Source organism: Staphylococcus sp. EG-SA-14 (assembly GCF_017151935.1).
Taxonomy (GTDB): Bacteria; Bacillota; Bacilli; order Staphylococcales; family Staphylococcaceae; genus Staphylococcus; species Staphylococcus aureus.
Genome location: NZ_JACVZM010000008.1, coordinates 25,965 through 45,424, shown reverse-complemented (window position 1 = coordinate 45,424; position 19,460 = coordinate 25,965). Strand labels below are relative to the sequence as shown.

Here is a 19,460-nt window from a genome sequence, read left to right as displayed (position 1 = left end):
AAACTAGCTTGATCATATTTTTAGATTCGCACTCAAAAAAGTAGATATAAAGAAATCGGACTTAAAAACATTTCTGTTCATAAGTCCGATATCTTATTCAATAAAAAAGCGCGCACCCCATCATAAGTTTGTTGAGTTCACGCTTTAAATCTTTATTTAGTTGATGGGGTACTCTGAGCTAGACAATATTTGTATGTGGCAAACATTATCGTTGCACTCATTTGCTTTATATAAAAGTAGTTAGTGTATTTATATAAATTCTTATACTAATTCGATAATTACTGATTCAGCACCGTCACCGCGACGAGGGCCTTGTTTAAGGATACGAGTGTAACCACCTTGACGTTCTGTGTAACGCTCTGCGATTTCACCAAATAATTTTTGAAGTGCAGTTTGTGTAGTTTCATCTTCGTTTAAGATTTCAACATTACGTAAAGTTTTAGCTGCATTACGACGAGAAGCTAAATCTCCTTTTTTACCTAAAGTGATTAATTTCTCAACAACACTGCGAACTTCTTTTGCACGAGCTTCTGTAGTTTCAATACGTTCACTAATAATAAGTGATGTAGCTAAGTCACGTAACATAGCTTTACGTTGATCAGAAGTACGACCTAATTTTCTGTAACCCATGAGTTAACCTCCTTTATCAATCTTCTTTTCTTAATCCTAATCCTAAATCTTCTAATTTGTATTTAACTTCTTCTAAAGATTTACGACCTAAATTACGCACTTTCATCATGTCAGCTTCAGATTTGTCAGCTAACTCTTGAACAGAATTGATTCCTGCGCGTTTTAAGCAGTTATATGAACGTACAGATAAGTCTAATTCTTCAATAGACATTTCTAATACTTTTTCTTTTTGATCTTCTTCTTTTTCAATCATGATTTCAGCGTTTTGCGCTTCATCAGTAAGACCAACGAAGATATTCAAGTGTTCAGTCATTATTTTTGCTGCTAATGAAACTGATTCTTGTGGTGTGATTGAACCATTAGTCCAAACATCCAATGTTAATTTATCAAAATCACTGCTTTGACCTACACGTGTATTTTCAACAGTATAGTTCACACGTTCAACAGGTGAATACAATGAATCAACAGGGATTACACCAATTGGTAAATCACTAGTATTATTTTGTTCTGCTAATGCGTAACCTCTACCCTTGTTAGCAACTAGACGAATTTTTAAGTGACCACCTTTAGATACTGTTGCAATTTTAAGCTCTGGGTTTAAAATTTCAACATCACTATCATGTGTAATGTCGCTTGCTGTTACTTCGCCTTCATCACGTACATCAATTTCTAAAGTTTTATCTTCTTCAGAGTAAATTTTCAATGCTAATTGTTTAATGTTCATAATAATTGTAGAAACATCTTCAACTACATTGTCTACTGCTGAGAATTCATGTAAAACTCCCTCAATTTCAATATACTTAACGGCTGCACCTGGTAATGAAGATAGTAGGATACGACGTAAGGAGTTTCCTAGTGTAGTACCGTAGCCACGTTCTAGTGGTTCAACAACGAACTTACCGAATTTAGCATCTTCACTAATTTCAATTGTCTCAATTCTAGGTTTTTCGATTTCTATCATTTAAATATCCTCCTTATATACGTCGACTTAATTTAAAATGTTTGCTCAGTGACCTGTAACAATACCATCATAAATTATACACGACGACGTTTTGGTGGACGACAACCGTTATGAGGTACTGGAGTAACGTCTCTGATCGCAGTTACTTCTAAACCTGCAGATTGTAATGCACGAATAGCTGATTCACGACCTGGACCAGGTCCTTTAACTGTTACTTCAACTGTTTTTAAACCATGCTCCATAGCTGATTTAGATGCAGTTTCAGAAGCCATTTGTGCTGCAAATGGTGTTGATTTTTTAGATCCTTTGAATCCTAATGCACCAGCTGATGACCATGATAAAGCATTACCGAACTCATCAGTGATAGTTACAATAGTGTTGTTGAATGTTGAACGGATGTGTGCTACACCATTTTCAATATTCTTTTTCACTCTACGTTTACGAGATACTTGTTTACGTGCCATTTAAAATTTGCCTCCTTTACCTATTATTTTTTCTTGTTAGCTACCGTTTTAACTGGTCCTTTACGAGTACGCGCGTTGTTTTTCGTTTTTTGACCACGAACTGGTAAACCACGACGGTGACGGATACCACGGTATGATGAAATTTCCATTAAACGTTTGATATTTAAGTTAGTTTCACGACGTAAGTCACCTTCGACTTTATAACCGTCTACAACTTCACGGATGCGACCTAATTCGTCATCAGTTAAATCTTTCACACGAGTATCAGCTGATACGTTAGCTTCTTCAAGAATTTTTTGAGCAGTTGACGTACCGATACCGTATATATAAGTTAATGAGATAACTACGCGTTTTTCACGTGGAATATCTACTCCTGCAATACGTGCCATATTAATTTACACCTCTCTTTTATTAACCTTGTCTTTGTTTGTGTTTTGGATTTTCACAAATTACCATTACTTTACCTTTACGTTTAATGACTTTACATTTTTCGCAAATAGGTTTTACTGATGGTCTTACTTTCATTTTTATACCTCCCTATATTATGGAGTGACGATTATTTATAACGATAAGTAATTCTTCCGCGTGTTAAATCGTACGGAGACATCTCAACAGTTACTTTGTCGCCAGGTAGAATACGAATGTAATTCATTCTGATTTTACCACTTACGTGAGCTAAAATCTCATGACCATTTTCTAATTCTACTTTAAACATTGCGTTCGGTAAAGTATCTAATACAGTACCTTCTAATTCAATTACATCTTGTTTAGCCATTGATTAACTTCCCCCTTTTTGCAATAGTAAGGTAATCGTCAATAGACAACTTTATTGTTACGAATCTATCAGTGATTAATTTTATAAGTTAAACAAAAATTACGGGAATTAATTATCGTTAATTGCCACTCTCATCTATCTAATATGATTAAATCATGCCTCACTTAAAATAGACCGCTAAAAGTTGATCTATTACAAATGATCTAAAATATCAATGACATCTTTGGTAACGTCGCTAATATCTTTTGAACCATCAATATTTTTCAATACACCTTTTTGATCATAGAAATCTAAAATAGGCTTAGATTGTTTAATATTAACACTCAAACGATTAGCTACCGTTTCAGGATTATCATCTTCTCGTTGATACAATTTACCACCATCGATATCACAAATACCTTCGACCTTCGGAGGATTAAATACAAGATGATACGTTGTACCACATGACTCACAGATTCGACGACCTGTAAGACGGTTCATTAATTCTTCTTCCGGAACTTCGATATTGATGACAGCATCAATGTTTCTGTCAAGCTCAGACATAATATTATTTAATGCCTCAGCTTGCTCGATTGTTCTTGGGAAGCCATCTAATAAAAAGCCTTTTTTTGCATCGTCTTCAGAAATTCTTTCCTTAACGATACCTACAGTCACTTCATCAGGAACTAATTCGCCACGGTCCATATAAGACTTAGCTTCTTTACCTAATTCAGTTTCTTCTTTTATAGCTTTTCTGAACATGTCACCAGTTGAAATGTGGGGTATTGGGAATTTCTTGACAATTTCACTTGCTTGAGTTCCTTTACCTGCGCCAGGTAAACCCATCAAAATGATATTCATAAGTGCCCTCCTAAAATTATCTACCACCAAAGCCTTTATATTCTTTTTGAGATACTTGAGCTTCTAAAGATTTCATTGTTTCAATCGCTACACCAATAACGATAAGTAAACTTGTACCACCAATCTGAATTGATTGTGGTAATCCCATAAACTTAGTTGCTAATATCGGTAGAATTGAAATAACGGCTAAGAAGATAGAACCTACAAAAGTTAAACGATATAAAACTTTAGTAATATATTTTTTGGTTTGTTCACCAGGTCTAATACCTGGAACATAGCTACCTTGTTTCTTAAGGTTATCAGCCATTTTTTCCGGATTAACTTGTACAAATGCATAGAAGTATGTGAATAGTATAATTAGTACAATATATACAACCATACCAACATTACTTGAAGGATTTGCAGCATTCGCAATGTTTTGTGCCCATTCTTTATCTGGATAGAACAACGTTAATGTTCTAGGCAGTAAGAAGAACGCCATTGCAAAGATTACAGGAATAACACCGGCTGAGTTCACTTTTAAAGGTAGATAAGTTGCCTGTGAACCTAATCTTTGAGCAGTTTGTTTCTTAGCATATTGAATCGGAATTTTACGAACGGCTTCAAGTACATAAATAGCACCTACAGTTAATAGTATCAGTGACACTAAAAGTCCTAATACTTTCAACCATGCTAATGATGTATCTTCTTGCCCAACGAACGCAGTTTGTCCAAATTGAATTAGACTGGCTGGCAACGTTGATAAAATACCCGCAAATATGATAATAGAAATACCATTACCAACACCGAACTGAGTGATTTGATCACCAAGCCATATTAAGAAAGCAGTTCCTGCTGTCAAAACTAGTGCTATTAATAAATAACTCATAATTGACTGATTGATAATCAGCGCACCTTTGAGATAATTATTAAATTGGAATGCCATACCTATAGATTGGATAAATGCTAAAGAAATTGCTAAATAACGAGTAACGTTATTTAACTTTCTTCTACCTACTTCACCTTGTTTTGCCCATTCTGAGAATTTAGGGACAATATCCATTTGTAATAATTGCATTACGATTGATGCAGTGATGTAGGGTACAATACCCATTGCAAAAATAGAAAATCGTTTCAAGGCTCCGCCACCAAAAGTATTTAATAACTCAGTGGCACCTTGAGAACCTTGGGGATTATCAAAAGCTGCAGGATTTACTCCTGGAGCTGGTATATAAGTCCCTATTTTAAAAATTACTAACATTGCTAGTGTGAAGAAAATCTTGTTACGAACCTCTTTTGTTCTAAAGAAGTTCACAAGGGTTTGAATCATTAGATCACCTCGTGTGCTCCACCTTTAGCATCAATAGCTTCTGCTGCTGAAGCTGAGAATTTATGAGCTTTCACTGTCAATTTCTTATCAAGTGAACCATTACCTAGTATTTTGATACCAGATTTTTCATTCTTAACAACACCAGATTCTACTAATAAAGCTGGAGTTACTTCAGTACCATCTTCAAATTTATTAAGTTGGTCTAAGTTAACAATAGCATATTCTTTACGATTTATGTTAGTAAAACCACGTTTTGGTAAACGACGGAATAATGGTAATTGACCACCTTCAAATCCTGGTCTTACACCACCGCCTGAACGAGCTTTTTGACCTTTGTGTCCGCGACCACTTGTTTTACCGTTACCTGTCGCAACACCACGTCCAACACGATTGCGTTCTTTACGTGAACCTTCTGCCGGTTTTAACTCATGTAATTTCATTTCGGCACCTCCTTGATTATTTTTCTTCTACTGTTACTAAGTGCTTAACTTTGTTGATTTGCCCACGAATAGCAGGGTTATCTTCAACAACTACTGAACTGTTAGTCTTTTTAAGACCTAAAGCTTCAACAGTTTTACGTTGTGTTTCAGGACGACCAATAACACTACGAGTGAGGGTAATTTGTAATTTAGCCATAACTAGTTTTCCCTCCTTAATTGTATAATTCTTCTACTGTTTTGCCACGTAATTTCGCAACATCTTCAGCATTTTTAAGGTTTTGTAAACCATCGATTGTAGCACGAACCATGTTGATTGGTGTGTTTGATCCTAATGATTTACTTAAGATATCAGTGATACCTGCTAATTCAAGTACGGCACGAACAGGACCACCAGCGATAACTCCTGTACCAGGTGCAGCCGGTTTCATAAATACGCTTCCTGAACCGTAACGGCCAGTAATTGTGTGTGGAGTTGTACCTTCAACACGTGGAACAACTACTAAATCTTTTTTAGCTGCTTCAACAGCTTTTTTGATTGCTTCTGGTACCTCTTGAGCTTTACCAGTACCGAAACCTACACGACCATTTTTGTCTCCAACTACAACTAATGCAGTGAAACGGAAACGACGACCACCTTTTACAACTTTTGCTACACGGTTGATTGTAACAACGCGTTCTTCAAATTCTTTCGTCTCTTCTTCTCTACGAGCCATGTATTTGTCCCTCCTTTAAATTAAAATTCTAATCCGCTTTCTCTTGCTGCTTCAGCTAATGCTTTAACACGTCCGTGATATAAATATCCTCCACGGTCAAATACGATTTCTTTAATGCCTTTGTCAGCAGCTTTTTTAGCAATTGCTTCACCGACTTTAGTTGCTAATTCAACTTTAGTTGCTGTAGTAGCAATGTCGCTGTCTTTTGAAGAAGCTTGAGCTAATGTTACGCCTTTATTATCATCAATAATTTGAGCGTAGATATGCTTGTTTGAACGATATACGTTTAAACGTGGCTTTTCAGCTGTACCTGATAAGTTAGTACGAACACGAGCATGTCTTTTTAAACGCACTTTATTTTTATCAATTTTACTGATCATTTCAATACTCCTTTCTTTAGAGTTTATCTATTATTTACCAGTTTTACCTTCTTTACGGCGAACGTATTCACCTTGGTAACGAATACCTTTACCTTTGTAAGGCTCTGGAGGTCTTACTGAACGGATGTTAGATGCTAATGCTCCAACTTGTTCTTTTGAAATACCTTCAACTTTAACGACTGTGTTTTTCTCAACTGAGAAAGTAATGTTTTCTTCAGCTTTAATTTCTACTGGGTGAGAATAACCAACGTTAAGGATTAAGTCTTTACCTTGCATTTGAGCACGGTAACCTACACCAACAAGTTCAAGTACTTTTACGTATCCTTGAGAAACACCTTGTACCATATTGTTTAATAAAGCACGAGTTGTACCATGGTTTGTTCTATCTTCTTTAGAATCAGATGGTCTTACAACTTCAATTGTGTTTTCTTCTTGTTTGAATGTCATTCTTTCATTTAAAGTTCTTGATAATTCACCTTTAGGACCTTTAACAGTTACATGATTTCCATCAAAAGTTACTGTTACGTCACTAGGGATGTCAATAATTTTCTTACCAACACGACTCATGTTATGGCACCTCCTTATTTTTTATTACCAAACGTATGCGATAATTTCTCCACCAACATTACGTTTTCTTGCTTCTTTGTCAGTGATTACACCTTCAGAAGTTGATACTAATGCAATACCTAAACCATTTAATACTTTAGGCATTTCGCTAGCTTTTGCATAAACACGTAAACCTGGTTTTGAAATACGTTTTAATCCTGTGATAACACGCTCATCGTTTTGACCATATTTTAAGAATAAACGAAGTACACCTTGTTTATCATCTTCTACGTATTCAACATTTTTAATGAAACCTTCACTCTTTAAGATTTCAGCAATTTCTTTTTTAATATTTGATGCAGGTAATTCTAACTTCTCGTGACGCACCATGTTTGCGTTTCTTACACGAGTAAGCATATCTGCGATTGGATCTGTCATTGTCATTGATTGTTGCCTCCTTTCAGACTCTTTTTTATTACCAGCTAGCTTTACGAACGCCAGGGATTTGGCCTTTGTAAGCTAATTCACGGAAACAAATACGGCATAATTTAAATTTACGATATACAGAATGTGGACGGCCACAACGTTCACAACGAGTGTATTCACGAACTGCATATTTTTGTTTTTTTTGTTGCTTAGCAACCATTGAAGTTTTAGCCACTTAATTAGCCTCCTTTAAATAATTATTTACGGAATGGCATACCGAAGTTAGCTAACAATTCACGAGCTTCTTCATCAGTGTTAGCAGTCGTTACGATAACAATATCCATTCCTCTAACTTTACTTACTTTATCATAGTCGATTTCTGGGAAAATTAATTGTTCTTTAACACCTAAAGTGTAGTTACCGCGTCCGTCAAATGCTTTTTTAGAAACACCTTGGAAGTCACGTACACGTGGTAATGATACTGAAATTAATTTGTCTAAGAATTCATACATTCTTTCACCGCGAAGTGTTACTTTCGCACCGATTGGCATACCTTCACGTAAACGGAAAGTCGCGATTGATTTTTTAGCTTTAGTTACTAATGGTTTTTGACCAGTGATCAATTCTAATTCTTCAACAGCATTGTCTAATACTTTAGAATTTTGTACTGCGTCACCTACACCCATGTTCACAACGATTTTATCTATTTTTGGTACTTCCATTACTGAACTATAATTGAATTTTTTCATTAAGTTTTCAGTAACTTCAGTGTTAAACTTTTCTTTTAAACGGTTCAAAGTGGGATCCTCCTTTCAACTTGTTATTAATTATTAGATTTAATTTCTTCGCCAGATTTTTTAGCGATACGAACTTTTTTACCATCAACAAATTTGTAACCTACACGAGTTGGTTCGTTTGTTTTAGGGTCCAATAATTGTACATTAGAAACATGGATTGCTGCCTCTGTTTCTAAGATTCCACCTTCAGGATTTAATTGAGTTGGTTTTTGGTGTTTTTTCATAATGTTAACACCTTCCACAACGACACGGTCTTTTTTAGGTAGAGTAGCAATTACTTTACCTTCTTTACCTTTGTCTTTACCTGCGATAACTTTAACGTTGTCACCTTTTTTGATATGCATGTGGGCACCTCCTTATTTGTATTGGTTGTTATTAATTAAAGTACTTCTGGTGCTAATGATACGATTTTCATGAAGTTACCTTCACGTAATTCACGAGCAACAGGTCCGAAGATACGAGTACCACGTGGGCCTTTGTCATCACGGATGATAACACATGCATTTTCATCAAATTTGATGTATGAACCGTCATTACGACGAACACCTGACTTAGTACGTACGATTACAGCTTTGACAACGTCACCTTTTTTAACAACGCCACCTGGTGTTGCATTTTTAACAGTACATACGATAACATCGCCGATGTTTGCTGTTTTACGACCAGATCCACCTAATACTTTGATTGTAAGAACTTCACGAGCACCAGAGTTGTCTGCTACTTTCAAGCGTGTTTCTTGTTGGATCATTAGTTAAACCTCCCTTATCTCTAAACTTGTATTAAATAATTACTGACTCTTCAACAATCTCTACTAAACGAAAACGTTTTGTTGCTGATAAAGGACGAGTTTCTTGAATTTTAACAATGTCTCCTAATTTAGCTGAATTGTTTTCATCATGAGTTTTGTATTTTTTAGAGTATTTTACTCGTTTACCGTATAATTTGTGTGTTTTGTAAGTTTCAACAAGTACTGTAATAGTCTTGTCCATTTTGTCTGAAACAACTTTACCTACATAAACTTTACGATCGTTTCTTTCGCTCACTTTTGTAACCTCCTCTTACTTAATTATTGATTAGCCTTACTTTGTTCAATTTCTCTTTCACGAGCAACAGTTTTTAGACGTGCAATCGTTTTTCTTACTGTACGAATACGTGCAGTTTCTTCTAATTGACCTGTAGCTAACTGAAAGCGTAGGTTAAAAAGCTCTTCTTTTGAAGATTTGATTTGTTCTTCGATTTCTGAAGTGGTTAAGTCTCTAATTTCCTTAGCTTTCATTTGTTTCACCACCCAATTCCTCACGTTTTACAAACTTAGTTTTTACTGGAAGTTTGTGACTTGCTAAACGTAGTGCTTCACGCGCAACTTCTTCAGAAACGCCAGCAACTTCGAATAAAATTCTACCTGGTTTAACAACTGCGATCCAGCCTTCAACCGCACCTTTACCAGCACCCATACGTACTTCTAAAGGTTTTTTAGTATATGGTGTATGTGGGAAGATTTTAATCCAAACTTTCCCGCCACGTTTCATGTAACGTGTCATTGCTATACGAGCAGATTCGATTTGACGAGATGTGATCCAAGACGTTGTTGTAGCTTGTAAACCAAACTCACCAAATGTTACGTAGTTACCGCCTTTAGAACGACCAGTTGTTTTAGGACGATGTTGACGACGATATTTTACACGTTTTGGTAGTAACATTATTATTTTCCTCCTCCACTAGTGTTCTTAGTAGGAAGAACTTCTCCACGATAGATCCATACTTTAACGCCTAATTTACCGTAAGTAGTGTCAGCTTCAGCGTGTGCATAATCGATGTCAGCACGTAACGTATGAAGTGGAACAGTTCCTTCTGAATATTGTTCAGCACGAGCGATGTCAGCTCCGCCTAAACGACCAGATACTTGAGTTTTGATACCTTTAGCACCAAGTTTCATAGCTCTAGTGATTGCTTGTTTTTGTACACGACGGAATGAAGCACGGTTTTCTAATTGACGTGCGATGTTTTCAGCTACTAAACGAGCGTCAAGATCAACTTTTTTGATTTCAATTACGTTGATGTGTACTTTTTTATCAGTTAACGCATTTAATTTGTTGCGTAATTTTTCGATTTCTGAACCGCCTTTACCAATTACCATACCAGGTTTACCAGTATGAATTGCAATGTTGATACGGTTTGCAGCACGTTCAATCTCTACGTGAGAAACTGATGCTTCTTTTAATTCATTATCAATAAATTTACGGATTTTTAAATCTTCGTGTAAAAGTGAAGCGAAGTCTTTTTCAGCATACCATTTAGCTTCCCAATCACGGATAATACCAACACGAAGTCCGATTGGATTAATTTTTTGACCCACAGTATTCCCTCCTTAAAAGTTAATTAAGCTTCTTTAGCTTCTTCTTTACCGTCACTTACGACGATTGTAATGTGGCTTGTACGTTTGTTAATCGCACTTGCACGACCTTGCGCACGTGGACGGAAACGTTTTAATGTTGGTCCTTCGTTAGCATATGCTTCTTTAACTACTAATTCATCTGTGTTCATGTCATAGTTATGTTCAGCATTAGCTAAAGCGGACATTAATACTTTTTCAATTACTGGTGATGAAGCTTTGTTTGTTAATTTTAAAATTGCAATAGCTTCAGCAGCATTTTTACCTCTGATTAAGTCAAGAACTAGTCTTACTTTACGAGGTGCGATTCTTATTGTTCTAGCAACCGCTTTTGCTTCCATTAGGATGTCCTCCTCTACTTAATAGATATTATCTTCTTGTTTTCTTGTCGTCTGCAACGTGTCCTTTGAATGTACGAGTAGGAGCAAACTCACCTAATTTATGACCTACCATATCTTCAGTTACATATACAGGTACGTGTTTACGTCCGTCGTATACTGCAAAAGTATGTCCGATGAAATTAGGGAAAATTGTAGAACGACGTGACCATGTTTTGATTACTTGTTTCTTTTCGCTTCCTTCTTGAGCTTCAACTTTTTTCATTAAATGCTCATCGACGAAAGGTCCTTTTTTAATACTACGAGCCATTTGGGCGCCTCCCTTCTTATTATGTGCGTGCAGCTTTAAGCCGCACACCCAAATAAGTTGATTATATTATTTTTTCTTACGTCCACGAACGATAAGTTTGTCTGATGATTTTTTACCACGACGAGTTTTCTTACCAAGCGTAGGTTTACCCCATGGTGACATTGGAGATGGTCTACCGATAGGAGCACGACCTTCACCACCACCGTGTGGGTGATCGTTAGGGTTCATTACAGAACCACGAACTGTTGGACGGATACCTTTCCATCTTGAACGTCCGGCTTTACCAACGTTAACTAATTCGTGTTGTAGGTTACCAACTTGACCGATTGTAGCACGGCAAGTAGATAAGATCATACGAACTTCACCAGATCTTAATCTGATTAATACGTATTTACCTTCTTTACCAAGTACTTGAGCACTTGCACCAGCTGAACGAGCGATTTGTCCACCTTTACCAGGTTTAAGCTCGATGTTGTGTACTACTGTACCAACTGGAATGTTTTGTAATGGTAATGCGTTACCAACTTTGATGTCAGCTTCAGCACCACTTTCAACGATTTGACCTACTTCTAATCCTTTAGGAGCAATGATATATCGTTTTTCACCGTCTGCATATACAACTAAAGCGATGTTTGCTGAGCGGTTTGGATCATATTGAATAGAATCAACTTTTGCATTGATACCATCTTTGTTACGTTTGAAATCGATAACACGGTATTGACGTTTGTGTCCACCACCATGGTGTCTTACAGTCAATTTACCTTGGTTGTTACGTCCCGCTTTTTTCGGTAGCGGTTTTAATAATGACTTTTCAGGTGTAGTTTTCGTGATTTCTGCGAAATCTAACGAAGTCATATTACGACGACCATTTGTTATTGGCTTATACTTTTTAATAGCCATTGTCGCTTACCTCCTTAATGGTAATTGTTTTATTAGTTAAATAAGTCGATTGATCCTTCTTTAAGAGTTACAATCGCTTTTCTTCTTTTGTTTGTATAGCCTTGGTAACGGCCCATACGTTTTTTCTTAGGTTTGTAATTCATGATATTAACACTTGCAACTTTTACGTTGAAGATTTCTTCAACAGCCATTTTTACTTGTGTTTTGTTAACACGAGTATCAACGTCGAAAGTGTATTTGTCTTCAGCCATTGCTTCAGAAGATTTCTCAGTGATTACGGGGCGCTTAAGAATATCTCTTGCTTCCATTATCCGAGCACCTCCTCAACTTTTTTAGCAGCAGCTTCAGTAATTACTAAGCTGTCAGCATTAGTGATATCTAAAACATTTAAACCTTGAGCAGTTGTCACTTGAACGCCAGGGATGTTGCGTGCTGATAATTCAACATTTACATCTTCGTTTTCAGTAACTACTAATACTTTTTTAGGTTGTTCTAATGTAGATAATACATTTTTGAATTCTTTAGTTTTTGGAGCTTCGAAGTTGAATGCGTCAACTACAGTTAAGCCATTCTCTTGAGCTTTGAAAGATAATGCTGAGCGTAAAGCTAAACGACGCATTTTCTTAGGCATTTTGTATGCATAACTTCTTGGAGTTGGTCCGAATACGATACCACCGCCACGCCATTGTGGAGCACGGATTGTACCTTGACGAGCACGACCTGTTCCTTTTTGCTTCCATGGTTTACGTCCGCCACCGCTTACTGCTGAACGATTCTTAACAGCATGCGTACCTTGACGTAATGAAGCACGTTGTAAATTAATAGCTTCGAATAAAACGCTATTATTTGGCTCAATACCGAATACTGCATCGCTTAATTCGATTGAACCTGATTTAGTTCCGTCTAATTTTAAAACATCATAATTAGCCATTATGCATTTCCTCCTTTCACTTCTTATTATTTATTACCTTTTTTAATTGAAGTTCTGATTTCTACTAAACCTTTTTTAGGTCCAGGTACGTTACCTTTTACTAAGATAACTTTGTTTTCTGTGTCAACTTGAACTACTTCTAAGTTTTGAACAGTTACAGTGTTTCCACCCATACGTCCTGGCATTTTTTGGCCTTTAAATACTCTAGAAGCATCTGAAGCCATACCTACAGAACCTGGTGCTCTGTGGAAATGAGAACCGTGTGACATAGGTCCACGAGATTGTCCGTGGCGTTTAATTGCACCTTGGAAACCTTTACCTTTTGATACGCCTGTTACGTCAATAACGTCGCCAGCTACAAAAGTATCTACTGAGACTTCTTGACCTACTTCGTAAGCATCCACGTCTACATTGCGGAATTCACGAATGAAGCGCTTAGGTGCTGCGTCAGCTTTTTTAGCGTGACCTTCAGCTGGTTTATTAGCATATTTATTAGATTTTGCATCTTTTTTGTATGCTTTTTTGTCTTCAAATCCAACTTGGATTGCGTTGTATCCATCAACTTCTACAGTTTTCTTTTGTAATACAACATTTTCTTTAGCTTCTACTACTGTTACAGGGATTAATTCACCGTTTTCTCCGAATACTTGTGTCATCCCAATTTTTCTTCCTAAGATTCCTTTGGTCATCGAAAGTCCACCTCCTAAAATTGTCTATTATAATTTGATTTCGATGTCTACACCAGATGGTAAGTTTAAGCCCATTAAAGCGTCAACTGTTTTTGGTGTTGGGTTTACAATATCGATTAAACGTTTGTGTGTACGTTGTTCGAATTGTTCACGTGAATCTTTATACTTATGCACGGCACGGATGATTGTGTAAACTGATTTCTCAGTTGGTAACGGAATTGGTCCAGAAACATCTGCACCAGAACGTTTCGCTGTTTCTACAATCTTCTCTGCTGATTGATCAATCACGCGGTGATCATAAGCTTTTAATCTGATTCTGATTTTTTGTTTTGCCATAATTTTCCCTCCTTATTCGTCTACATTTAGTGATAGACTTCTCCACGAAAACTATCTTACACAGCGCCATGGCAAAGCGGCCGGGTGTGTCAGTAACCTTTCGCTTCATCGCTTTTCTTAAAGTCCAACGTTAGTTATATTACACGAAAAACATCGATAAATCAAGGCTTTTCACATAATTTTTCTATCTGTCTAACACATACTTTTATATTTTACTTTATATACTTAGTCAGTTCAACTATTTTCGAGATATTTTTTATTTCCTTCTTTATTGTAAATTCGTACCTTGAATCATTTTATTATTATCATTGAAAATTATTCTATATAATTAGTCATAAGAACGGTGGTGAATGAATATGAAAAATGGACCAAAATTATCTTTAGCACTTATAGGTATCTTTTTAATACTTTGTGAGTTTTTCTATGGCATTCCTTTTTTAGGTGCAACGTTTATTTTAAGTTTTGGATGGCAGCCTTTAATCTTTAATGCATTACTTTATCTAATTCTTACTATTATATTATTAGTGAATAGACAAAATGCGATTAGACCTATAGCGATTATTCCAATATTTGGTATAGTAGGTAGTTTTTTAGCTATCATCCCCTTCTTAGGAATTTTGATTCATTGGATTTTATTTTTCCTAATGATTCTATTTGTCCTAGTTGTATTATCAGCGCCAACCTATATACCTAATAAAAATGCTCGTGTCATTTACACACAATACAAAGATGGACATAGAGAATAATTCTTAAAACCTTTTTAATCAGGTATATAATATAGAAGAAACACGTCCAACAATTTTAAAAGAAGTATATTTATATCGGATATTTAAAGACATTCATAATATTGCTTTATGTTATTTCGCTTCTTATTTTATCCTTACTTCAATCAAAACCACCCGTGTGAACGGGTGGTTTGTTCAGCGGCTATAAGCCTTCCTTACTGGCCAGCCCTAAAAGGGCACTGAAAAGTCAGCCAACTGCACTACTATTCCAGCAACCCTAAAGGGTTACTCTTTTTTCTTTCTTTTTCTATTTTTCTCTCCAGTGAAAGGATCTAAATATTCTTCCATTGAGATTTGGTCTGCAACGATATCCTCTTGTAATTGATTACGAATATAATTTTCAATCACTTTTTTATTTCTACCTACTGTATCCACATAAAATCCTTTACACCAAAATTTTCTATTTCCATATCTATACTTTAAGTTAGCATGTCTATCAAATATCATTAAACTACTTTTTCCTTTTAAATAGCCAACAAATGATGATACCCCAAGTTTGGGTGGAATACTTACTAACATATGGATATGATCTTTACATGCCTCTGCTTCAATTATCTCTACACCTTTTCTCTCACATAATTGACGCAATATAATCCCTACATCTTTTTTTATTTTTCCATATATCACTTGTCTTCTGTATTTAGGTGCAAAGACAATATGATACTTACAATTCCATTTTGTATGTGCTAAACTGTTTGTGTCAGATGACATTAAATAGCATCTCCTCGTGTTGATTATTTTGGTTGGCTGACCAATATTTATTCTAGCACGTAGAGATGCATTTTTTGTGACAATGGTAGAACCTTTTCTGAACCATACGCATAGCGTATGGTTTTCTTTTCAAAGAAAAAACGACTACCAATCATTGGCAGTCGTTTTTTGTGTCTGGATTTAACCATGAACAAATATGAAGTACAGAATGAATAGTACCATTAATACATACATTATCGGATGTACTTCTTTATGTTTTTTAGAGATAAGCATTGTAATTGGATAGAAAATAAATCCACACGCAATACCAGTTGCAATTGAGTATGATAAAGGCATCATAATGATTGTAATGAATGCTGGCACTGCAACTTCAAAACTTTTCCAGTTTATCTCAGCAAAGTTTGCAGCCATTAATACACCTACCACCACTAAAGCTGGTGTCGTAACTGCACTTGTTACAACAGCGATTAACGGACTAAAGAACAGCGCTAATAGGAAACAACAACCTGTTACGATACTAGCAAATCCTGTTCTAGCACCTACAGCAACACCTGAAGTTGATTCGATATAAGAAGTTGTTGTAGTTGTTCCAAAAACTGATCCTACAATCGTAGCTAAAGAATCTGAGAACAATGCTCTACCAGCTCTTGGTAATTTATTATCTTTCATAATACCTGCTTGAGTAGCAACAGCTACTAATGTACCAGCTGTATCAAAGAAATCAATAAATAAGAACGTTAAAATAACAATTAAGAACTGTATCGTTAATAATTGACTTGGGTCTTTAAACGCTTCAAATGCAGCACCGAACGTTGGTTCAATACTTGGAATCTTACCTACAATACCAGATGGCATTTGAATCAATCCAGTGAACATACCAACGATTGCTGTGATGATCATACCGATAAAGATAGAACCCGGCAATTTAATTGCATATAAAATAACTGTAATAACGATACCGAATATCGCCAAAAGTACTGGTGGATCAGTTAAATGTCCCAATGTTACTAATGTAGATTCATTTTTAACTATAATACCCGAACTTTGTAAACCTACAAATGTAATGAATAATCCTATACCTGCTGAAACAGCCATCTTCATTTGATAAGGAATTGCATTAATAATAACTTCCCTAAACCCTGTGACGGTTAATATCGCAAAGAATATACCTGAGAATAAAACGCCTGTTAAACCAACTTGCCAAGGAATACCCATGGTTAACACAACAGTAAATGCAAAGAATGCATTTAATCCCATACCTGGTGCTAACGCAATTGGATATTTAGCTATTAGCCCCATGAATAGCGAGCCTACAAATGCTGCTAATGCAGTCGCTACAAAAATGGCACCTTGGTCCATTTTCATATCTTCTGATACGCCTTTAACACCTGCTAAACTTAAAACTTGCGGGTTAACTGCTAAAATATAGGCCATAGATAAGAAAGTTGTGATACCGCCTAAGATTTCTCTTTTAAAGTTTGTTCCATATTTATCGAACTGGAAATAGTTTTTCACGAATGGATGCTCCTTTTTTTAAAATACCTTAATAGTTTAATATCATTCTTAATAAAAAACAATACCAAAAGCGAACTTTTCGTTTTTCTGATTCAACTTTGTTCGATTTTATCTATAAATTCAAGTTCTTTAATGCATCTTTAAACGGATTATTGTCTAAACCTTCATTTTTATTCATATACTTTTTCATTTCTTTACGAGATACTTTACCAGAGGATTTAGACTTCATACGCTGATCCATATGTGCTTGCGTTTCAGAATGTCCACAAACACAACGATATACCGCTTCTTTCCCTTTACCAAACAACGTTAATTTCTTTTTACAGTTTGGACATCTTGCATTTGTTTTGCGCTGTACATTCTTTTTCGTCTTACAAGATGGATCTTGGCACACAAGCATCTGACCATTTTTAGTTTTAACTTTAATCATGAATTTACCACACGTTGGGCATTCTGTGGTTGTTAAATTATCGTGTTTATATTTACGATCACTATTTTTAATCCCATTTACAACATCTTTCGTAAAATCTTTCATTTCATTAATGAATGTTTTCGCCTGATATTTACCACGTTCAATTAAAAGTAATTTTTCTTCCCATTGTGCAGTTAAAAGTGGCGACGTTAATTCTTCTGGTGCTAATTCTAATATTTGTTTACCTTTTGACGTTACTTTAATTTTACCGTCTCTTGATTCAATGGCATTCATATTAAATAATTTATCGATAATGTCGGCCCTTGTTGCAACTGTGCCGATACCACCTGTTTGTTTTAAAGTTTGCGCATATTTTTTATCCTCCAATTGAATAAAGTTCTGAGGGTTCTCCATCGCTTTTAATAACGAACCTTCATTAAAATATTCTGGAGGTGTTGTTTCATGTTCTCTAATATTTGTTTTTGAAATCTTCACTTCATCGCCTTCTGAAAAAGGCTGTTGCATCTCTGTAATAGATTCACCTTGTCTAATAGATTTAAAACCTAAAACAGTTGTTACATTCTCTTTCAAAACAAATGTGTGCCCTGCAACCTCTAAAGTTACAGTTATCGCGTCATACTCGTGCGGAGGCATTAAAGCTTCTAAAAAACGCTCGACAATCATATCGTATAACTTTAATTCTCTATTACTTAAGTCTGACATGACAGGTCTCACTTCTGTAGGAATAATTGCATGGTGATCAGATACTTTTTGATTATTAAATATCGACATTTTTGATGAAAATGTTTTAGACATTAATGGGCGTGCTTGGTCTTTATATGTTGTTGCCATCGTCGCCTGAATACGTTCTTTCATAGTATCTACCATATCAGTTGTTAAATAGTTTGAATCTGTTCTTGGATAGGTTACGACTTTATGTCTCTCATATAAGCTTTGAAGTGTATTCAATGTTTCTTTAGGTCCAATTTTATAACGTCTATACATATCTTGTTGTAAATCTGTTAAATTGTACAGTGATTGCGGATACGACTTCTTATGTTTAGTAGCAACAGATTTAATCTTACCATCGACATTTTTCAAATTATTAACCATCTGTTCTAAAGTTTCTTTATTGGTATATCGCTGATTTGATTCTAGCTGAAAATCAAACCCTTTTACCGTTAATGATAATGTAAAGTATTGTTGTGGTTTGAACTGATTAATCTCTTGTTGTCGTGTATTTACTAATTGAATCGTTGGTGTCTGAACACGTCCCAGGGATAGCTGTGCATCATACTTTGTTGTTAGTGCACGCGTTGCATTAATCCCAACAATCCAATCTGCCTCACTTCTCGCTAACGCTGCATAATACAAATCGTTATATTGACGCCCGTCTTTTAAATTTTTAAAACCTTGTTGAATAGCTTTTTTAGTAACTGAGCTAATCCATAATCGACGGATTGGCTTTTTGTTACCAACTTTATCCAAAATCAATCTTGCAACTAGTTCACCTTCTCGTCCAGCATCTGTTGCAATAATAATATCTTTCACTTTATTATCTAAAATTAACGCTTTTACTGTTTTAAATTGTTTGCTTGTTTTACCAATAACAACAGTTTTCATATATTTAGGTATAATTGGAAGGTCTTCTAATCGCCATTCCTTTAAATTTTTATCGTATTGTTCAGGTGTCGCATTTGTCACTAGATGACCTAACGCCCACGTGACAATATATTGGTTATTTTCAAAGTAACCATTACGCTTCTGATTTATTTGTAAAGCATCAGCAATATCTCTTGCGACTGATGGTTTTTCAGCTAATATTAAAGATTTCATAAATTATCCTTTCTCATACGTTCT

General features: G+C 35.6%; 33 protein-coding genes. 1 reads left to right on the top strand and 32 read right to left on the bottom strand.

The features are described from left to right. Nucleotides 1-261 precede the first annotated feature (261 nt). The 29 genes from rplQ to rpsJ all read right to left on the bottom strand — a co-directional run bounded on the left by rplQ (nucleotide 262) and on the right by rpsJ (nucleotide 14,177). Nucleotides 262-630, bottom strand: a complete 369-nt coding sequence (rplQ, locus tag IDG63_RS06725; protein ID WP_000542274.1) for a 50S ribosomal protein L17 — start codon at nucleotides 628-630, stop codon at nucleotides 262-264. A gap of 16 nt (nucleotides 631-646) precedes the next feature. Next, nucleotides 647-1,591: a DNA-directed RNA polymerase subunit alpha gene (locus tag IDG63_RS06720; protein WP_000569649.1), complete on the bottom strand. Its 945-nt coding sequence runs from the start codon at nucleotides 1,589-1,591 to the stop codon at nucleotides 647-649. A 74-nt stretch (nucleotides 1,592-1,665) separates the two neighbouring features. After that, complete coding sequence (gene rpsK, locus IDG63_RS06715) at nucleotides 1,666-2,055, bottom strand: 30S ribosomal protein S11 (RefSeq protein WP_000101625.1); 390 nt, start codon at nucleotides 2,053-2,055, stop codon at nucleotides 1,666-1,668. A 23-nt stretch (nucleotides 2,056-2,078) separates the two neighbouring features. After that, the gene (gene rpsM, locus IDG63_RS06710; protein ID WP_000090796.1) at nucleotides 2,079-2,444 is read right to left on the bottom strand and encodes a 30S ribosomal protein S13; all 366 of its coding nucleotides are present in this window, start codon (nucleotides 2,442-2,444) and stop codon (nucleotides 2,079-2,081) included. Between the two features lie 22 nt (nucleotides 2,445-2,466). Next, nucleotides 2,467-2,580 carry a 50S ribosomal protein L36 gene (rpmJ, locus tag IDG63_RS06705; protein ID WP_000868342.1) on the bottom strand — a complete coding sequence of 38 codons (114 nt, stop codon included), beginning with the start codon at nucleotides 2,578-2,580 and terminating at the stop codon, nucleotides 2,467-2,469. A gap of 31 nt (nucleotides 2,581-2,611) precedes the next feature. Further along, nucleotides 2,612-2,830 (bottom strand): translation initiation factor IF-1, encoded by a 219-nt coding sequence (gene infA, locus IDG63_RS06700; protein ID WP_001118443.1) that lies wholly within the window; start codon nucleotides 2,828-2,830, stop codon nucleotides 2,612-2,614. A gap of 192 nt (nucleotides 2,831-3,022) precedes the next feature. Beyond that, the gene (locus IDG63_RS06695) at nucleotides 3,023-3,670 is read right to left on the bottom strand and encodes an adenylate kinase (protein WP_001021468.1); all 648 of its coding nucleotides are present in this window, start codon (nucleotides 3,668-3,670) and stop codon (nucleotides 3,023-3,025) included. Between the two features lie 16 nt (nucleotides 3,671-3,686). After that, entirely contained in the window at nucleotides 3,687-4,979 is a 1,293-nt protein-coding gene (secY, locus tag IDG63_RS06690) for a preprotein translocase subunit SecY (protein ID WP_000616784.1), read from the bottom strand. Beyond that, nucleotides 4,979-5,419 carry a 50S ribosomal protein L15 gene (rplO, locus tag IDG63_RS06685; protein WP_000766074.1) on the bottom strand — a complete coding sequence of 147 codons (441 nt, stop codon included), beginning with the start codon at nucleotides 5,417-5,419 and terminating at the stop codon, nucleotides 4,979-4,981. Before rplO ends, secY begins: the two co-directional genes overlap by 1 nt. A 16-nt stretch (nucleotides 5,420-5,435) precedes the next feature. Next, nucleotides 5,436-5,615, bottom strand: coding sequence for a 50S ribosomal protein L30 (gene rpmD, locus IDG63_RS06680; protein WP_001096577.1), 180 nt, complete (start codon nucleotides 5,613-5,615; stop codon nucleotides 5,436-5,438). 16 nt (nucleotides 5,616-5,631) lie between these two features. Next, a complete protein-coding gene (gene rpsE / locus IDG63_RS06675; protein WP_000113851.1) occupies nucleotides 5,632-6,132 on the bottom strand; it encodes a 30S ribosomal protein S5 in 501 nt (166 codons plus the stop codon). Nucleotides 6,133-6,152: 20 nt separating this feature from the next. Then, nucleotides 6,153-6,512, bottom strand: coding sequence for a 50S ribosomal protein L18 (gene rplR, locus IDG63_RS06670; RefSeq protein ID WP_000623881.1), 360 nt, complete (start codon nucleotides 6,510-6,512; stop codon nucleotides 6,153-6,155). Between the two features lie 30 nt (nucleotides 6,513-6,542). Next, complete coding sequence (gene rplF, locus IDG63_RS06665) at nucleotides 6,543-7,079, bottom strand: 50S ribosomal protein L6 (RefSeq protein ID WP_000091975.1); 537 nt, start codon at nucleotides 7,077-7,079, stop codon at nucleotides 6,543-6,545. Between the two features lie 24 nt (nucleotides 7,080-7,103). After that, the gene (gene rpsH, locus IDG63_RS06660; RefSeq protein WP_000178881.1) at nucleotides 7,104-7,502 is read right to left on the bottom strand and encodes a 30S ribosomal protein S8; all 399 of its coding nucleotides are present in this window, start codon (nucleotides 7,500-7,502) and stop codon (nucleotides 7,104-7,106) included. 31 nt (nucleotides 7,503-7,533) lie between these two features. Next, nucleotides 7,534-7,719: a type Z 30S ribosomal protein S14 gene (locus tag IDG63_RS06655; protein ID WP_001140799.1), complete on the bottom strand. Its 186-nt coding sequence runs from the start codon at nucleotides 7,717-7,719 to the stop codon at nucleotides 7,534-7,536. 22 nt (nucleotides 7,720-7,741) lie between these two features. Then, the gene (rplE, locus tag IDG63_RS06650; RefSeq protein WP_001080824.1) at nucleotides 7,742-8,281 is read right to left on the bottom strand and encodes a 50S ribosomal protein L5; all 540 of its coding nucleotides are present in this window, start codon (nucleotides 8,279-8,281) and stop codon (nucleotides 7,742-7,744) included. A gap of 26 nt (nucleotides 8,282-8,307) precedes the next feature. Then, nucleotides 8,308-8,625: a 50S ribosomal protein L24 gene (rplX, locus tag IDG63_RS06645; RefSeq protein ID WP_000547687.1), complete on the bottom strand. Its 318-nt coding sequence runs from the start codon at nucleotides 8,623-8,625 to the stop codon at nucleotides 8,308-8,310. 35 nt (nucleotides 8,626-8,660) lie between these two features. Further along, nucleotides 8,661-9,029: a 50S ribosomal protein L14 gene (gene rplN, locus IDG63_RS06640; RefSeq protein WP_000615921.1), complete on the bottom strand. Its 369-nt coding sequence runs from the start codon at nucleotides 9,027-9,029 to the stop codon at nucleotides 8,661-8,663. A gap of 31 nt (nucleotides 9,030-9,060) precedes the next feature. Further along, entirely contained in the window at nucleotides 9,061-9,324 is a 264-nt protein-coding gene (gene rpsQ / locus IDG63_RS06635; RefSeq protein WP_000004086.1) for a 30S ribosomal protein S17, read from the bottom strand. A 23-nt stretch (nucleotides 9,325-9,347) separates the two neighbouring features. Continuing rightward, nucleotides 9,348-9,557, bottom strand: a complete 210-nt coding sequence (rpmC, locus tag IDG63_RS06630) for a 50S ribosomal protein L29 (RefSeq protein ID WP_000644737.1) — start codon at nucleotides 9,555-9,557, stop codon at nucleotides 9,348-9,350. Further along, on the bottom strand, nucleotides 9,547-9,981 hold the full coding sequence (gene rplP, locus IDG63_RS06625; RefSeq protein WP_000926310.1) for a 50S ribosomal protein L16: 435 nt from the start codon (nucleotides 9,979-9,981) through the stop codon (nucleotides 9,547-9,549). The genes rpmC and rplP overlap by 11 nt, the downstream gene beginning before the upstream one ends. A gap of 2 nt (nucleotides 9,982-9,983) precedes the next feature. Next, entirely contained in the window at nucleotides 9,984-10,637 is a 654-nt protein-coding gene (gene rpsC, locus IDG63_RS06620) for a 30S ribosomal protein S3 (RefSeq protein ID WP_000529877.1), read from the bottom strand. A gap of 23 nt (nucleotides 10,638-10,660) precedes the next feature. After that, nucleotides 10,661-11,014 carry a 50S ribosomal protein L22 gene (gene rplV / locus IDG63_RS06615; RefSeq protein ID WP_000387527.1) on the bottom strand — a complete coding sequence of 118 codons (354 nt, stop codon included), beginning with the start codon at nucleotides 11,012-11,014 and terminating at the stop codon, nucleotides 10,661-10,663. A gap of 28 nt (nucleotides 11,015-11,042) precedes the next feature. Beyond that, the gene (gene rpsS, locus IDG63_RS06610; protein WP_000124353.1) at nucleotides 11,043-11,321 is read right to left on the bottom strand and encodes a 30S ribosomal protein S19; all 279 of its coding nucleotides are present in this window, start codon (nucleotides 11,319-11,321) and stop codon (nucleotides 11,043-11,045) included. Nucleotides 11,322-11,387: 66 nt separating this feature from the next. Next, nucleotides 11,388-12,221: a 50S ribosomal protein L2 gene (gene rplB / locus IDG63_RS06605; RefSeq protein ID WP_000985472.1), complete on the bottom strand. Its 834-nt coding sequence runs from the start codon at nucleotides 12,219-12,221 to the stop codon at nucleotides 11,388-11,390. A 32-nt stretch (nucleotides 12,222-12,253) separates the two neighbouring features. After that, a complete protein-coding gene (rplW, locus tag IDG63_RS06600; RefSeq protein WP_000388082.1) occupies nucleotides 12,254-12,529 on the bottom strand; it encodes a 50S ribosomal protein L23 in 276 nt (91 codons plus the stop codon). Beyond that, nucleotides 12,529-13,152, bottom strand: a complete 624-nt coding sequence (gene rplD, locus IDG63_RS06595; RefSeq protein ID WP_000024827.1) for a 50S ribosomal protein L4 — start codon at nucleotides 13,150-13,152, stop codon at nucleotides 12,529-12,531. The genes rplW and rplD overlap by 1 nt, the downstream gene beginning before the upstream one ends. Before the next feature lie 26 nt (nucleotides 13,153-13,178). Continuing rightward, nucleotides 13,179-13,841, bottom strand: a complete 663-nt coding sequence (rplC, locus tag IDG63_RS06590) for a 50S ribosomal protein L3 (RefSeq protein WP_000160212.1) — start codon at nucleotides 13,839-13,841, stop codon at nucleotides 13,179-13,181. 27 nt (nucleotides 13,842-13,868) lie between these two features. Then, a complete protein-coding gene (gene rpsJ / locus IDG63_RS06585) occupies nucleotides 13,869-14,177 on the bottom strand; it encodes a 30S ribosomal protein S10 (RefSeq protein ID WP_001118667.1) in 309 nt (102 codons plus the stop codon). A gap of 356 nt (nucleotides 14,178-14,533) precedes the next feature. Between rpsJ and IDG63_RS06580 the strand changes: the two genes are divergently transcribed. Beyond that, nucleotides 14,534-14,923, top strand: coding sequence for a hypothetical protein (locus IDG63_RS06580; RefSeq protein WP_000788441.1), 390 nt, complete (start codon nucleotides 14,534-14,536; stop codon nucleotides 14,921-14,923). A 264-nt stretch (nucleotides 14,924-15,187) separates the two neighbouring features. Here the strand turns inward: IDG63_RS06580 and tnpA are convergent, their stop codons facing one another. The 3 genes from tnpA to IDG63_RS06565 all read right to left on the bottom strand — a co-directional run bounded on the left by tnpA (nucleotide 15,188) and on the right by IDG63_RS06565 (nucleotide 19,436). Beyond that, the gene (gene tnpA / locus IDG63_RS06575; protein WP_000093396.1) at nucleotides 15,188-15,673 is read right to left on the bottom strand and encodes an IS200/IS605 family transposase; all 486 of its coding nucleotides are present in this window, start codon (nucleotides 15,671-15,673) and stop codon (nucleotides 15,188-15,190) included. Between the two features lie 180 nt (nucleotides 15,674-15,853). Continuing rightward, on the bottom strand, nucleotides 15,854-17,188 hold the full coding sequence (stgP, locus tag IDG63_RS06570; protein WP_000800700.1) for a 6-thioguanine permease StgP: 1,335 nt from the start codon (nucleotides 17,186-17,188) through the stop codon (nucleotides 15,854-15,856). A gap of 112 nt (nucleotides 17,189-17,300) precedes the next feature. Further along, nucleotides 17,301-19,436 carry a DNA topoisomerase III gene (locus IDG63_RS06565; protein WP_086095924.1) on the bottom strand — a complete coding sequence of 712 codons (2,136 nt, stop codon included), beginning with the start codon at nucleotides 19,434-19,436 and terminating at the stop codon, nucleotides 17,301-17,303. Nucleotides 19,437-19,460 lie beyond the last annotated feature (24 nt).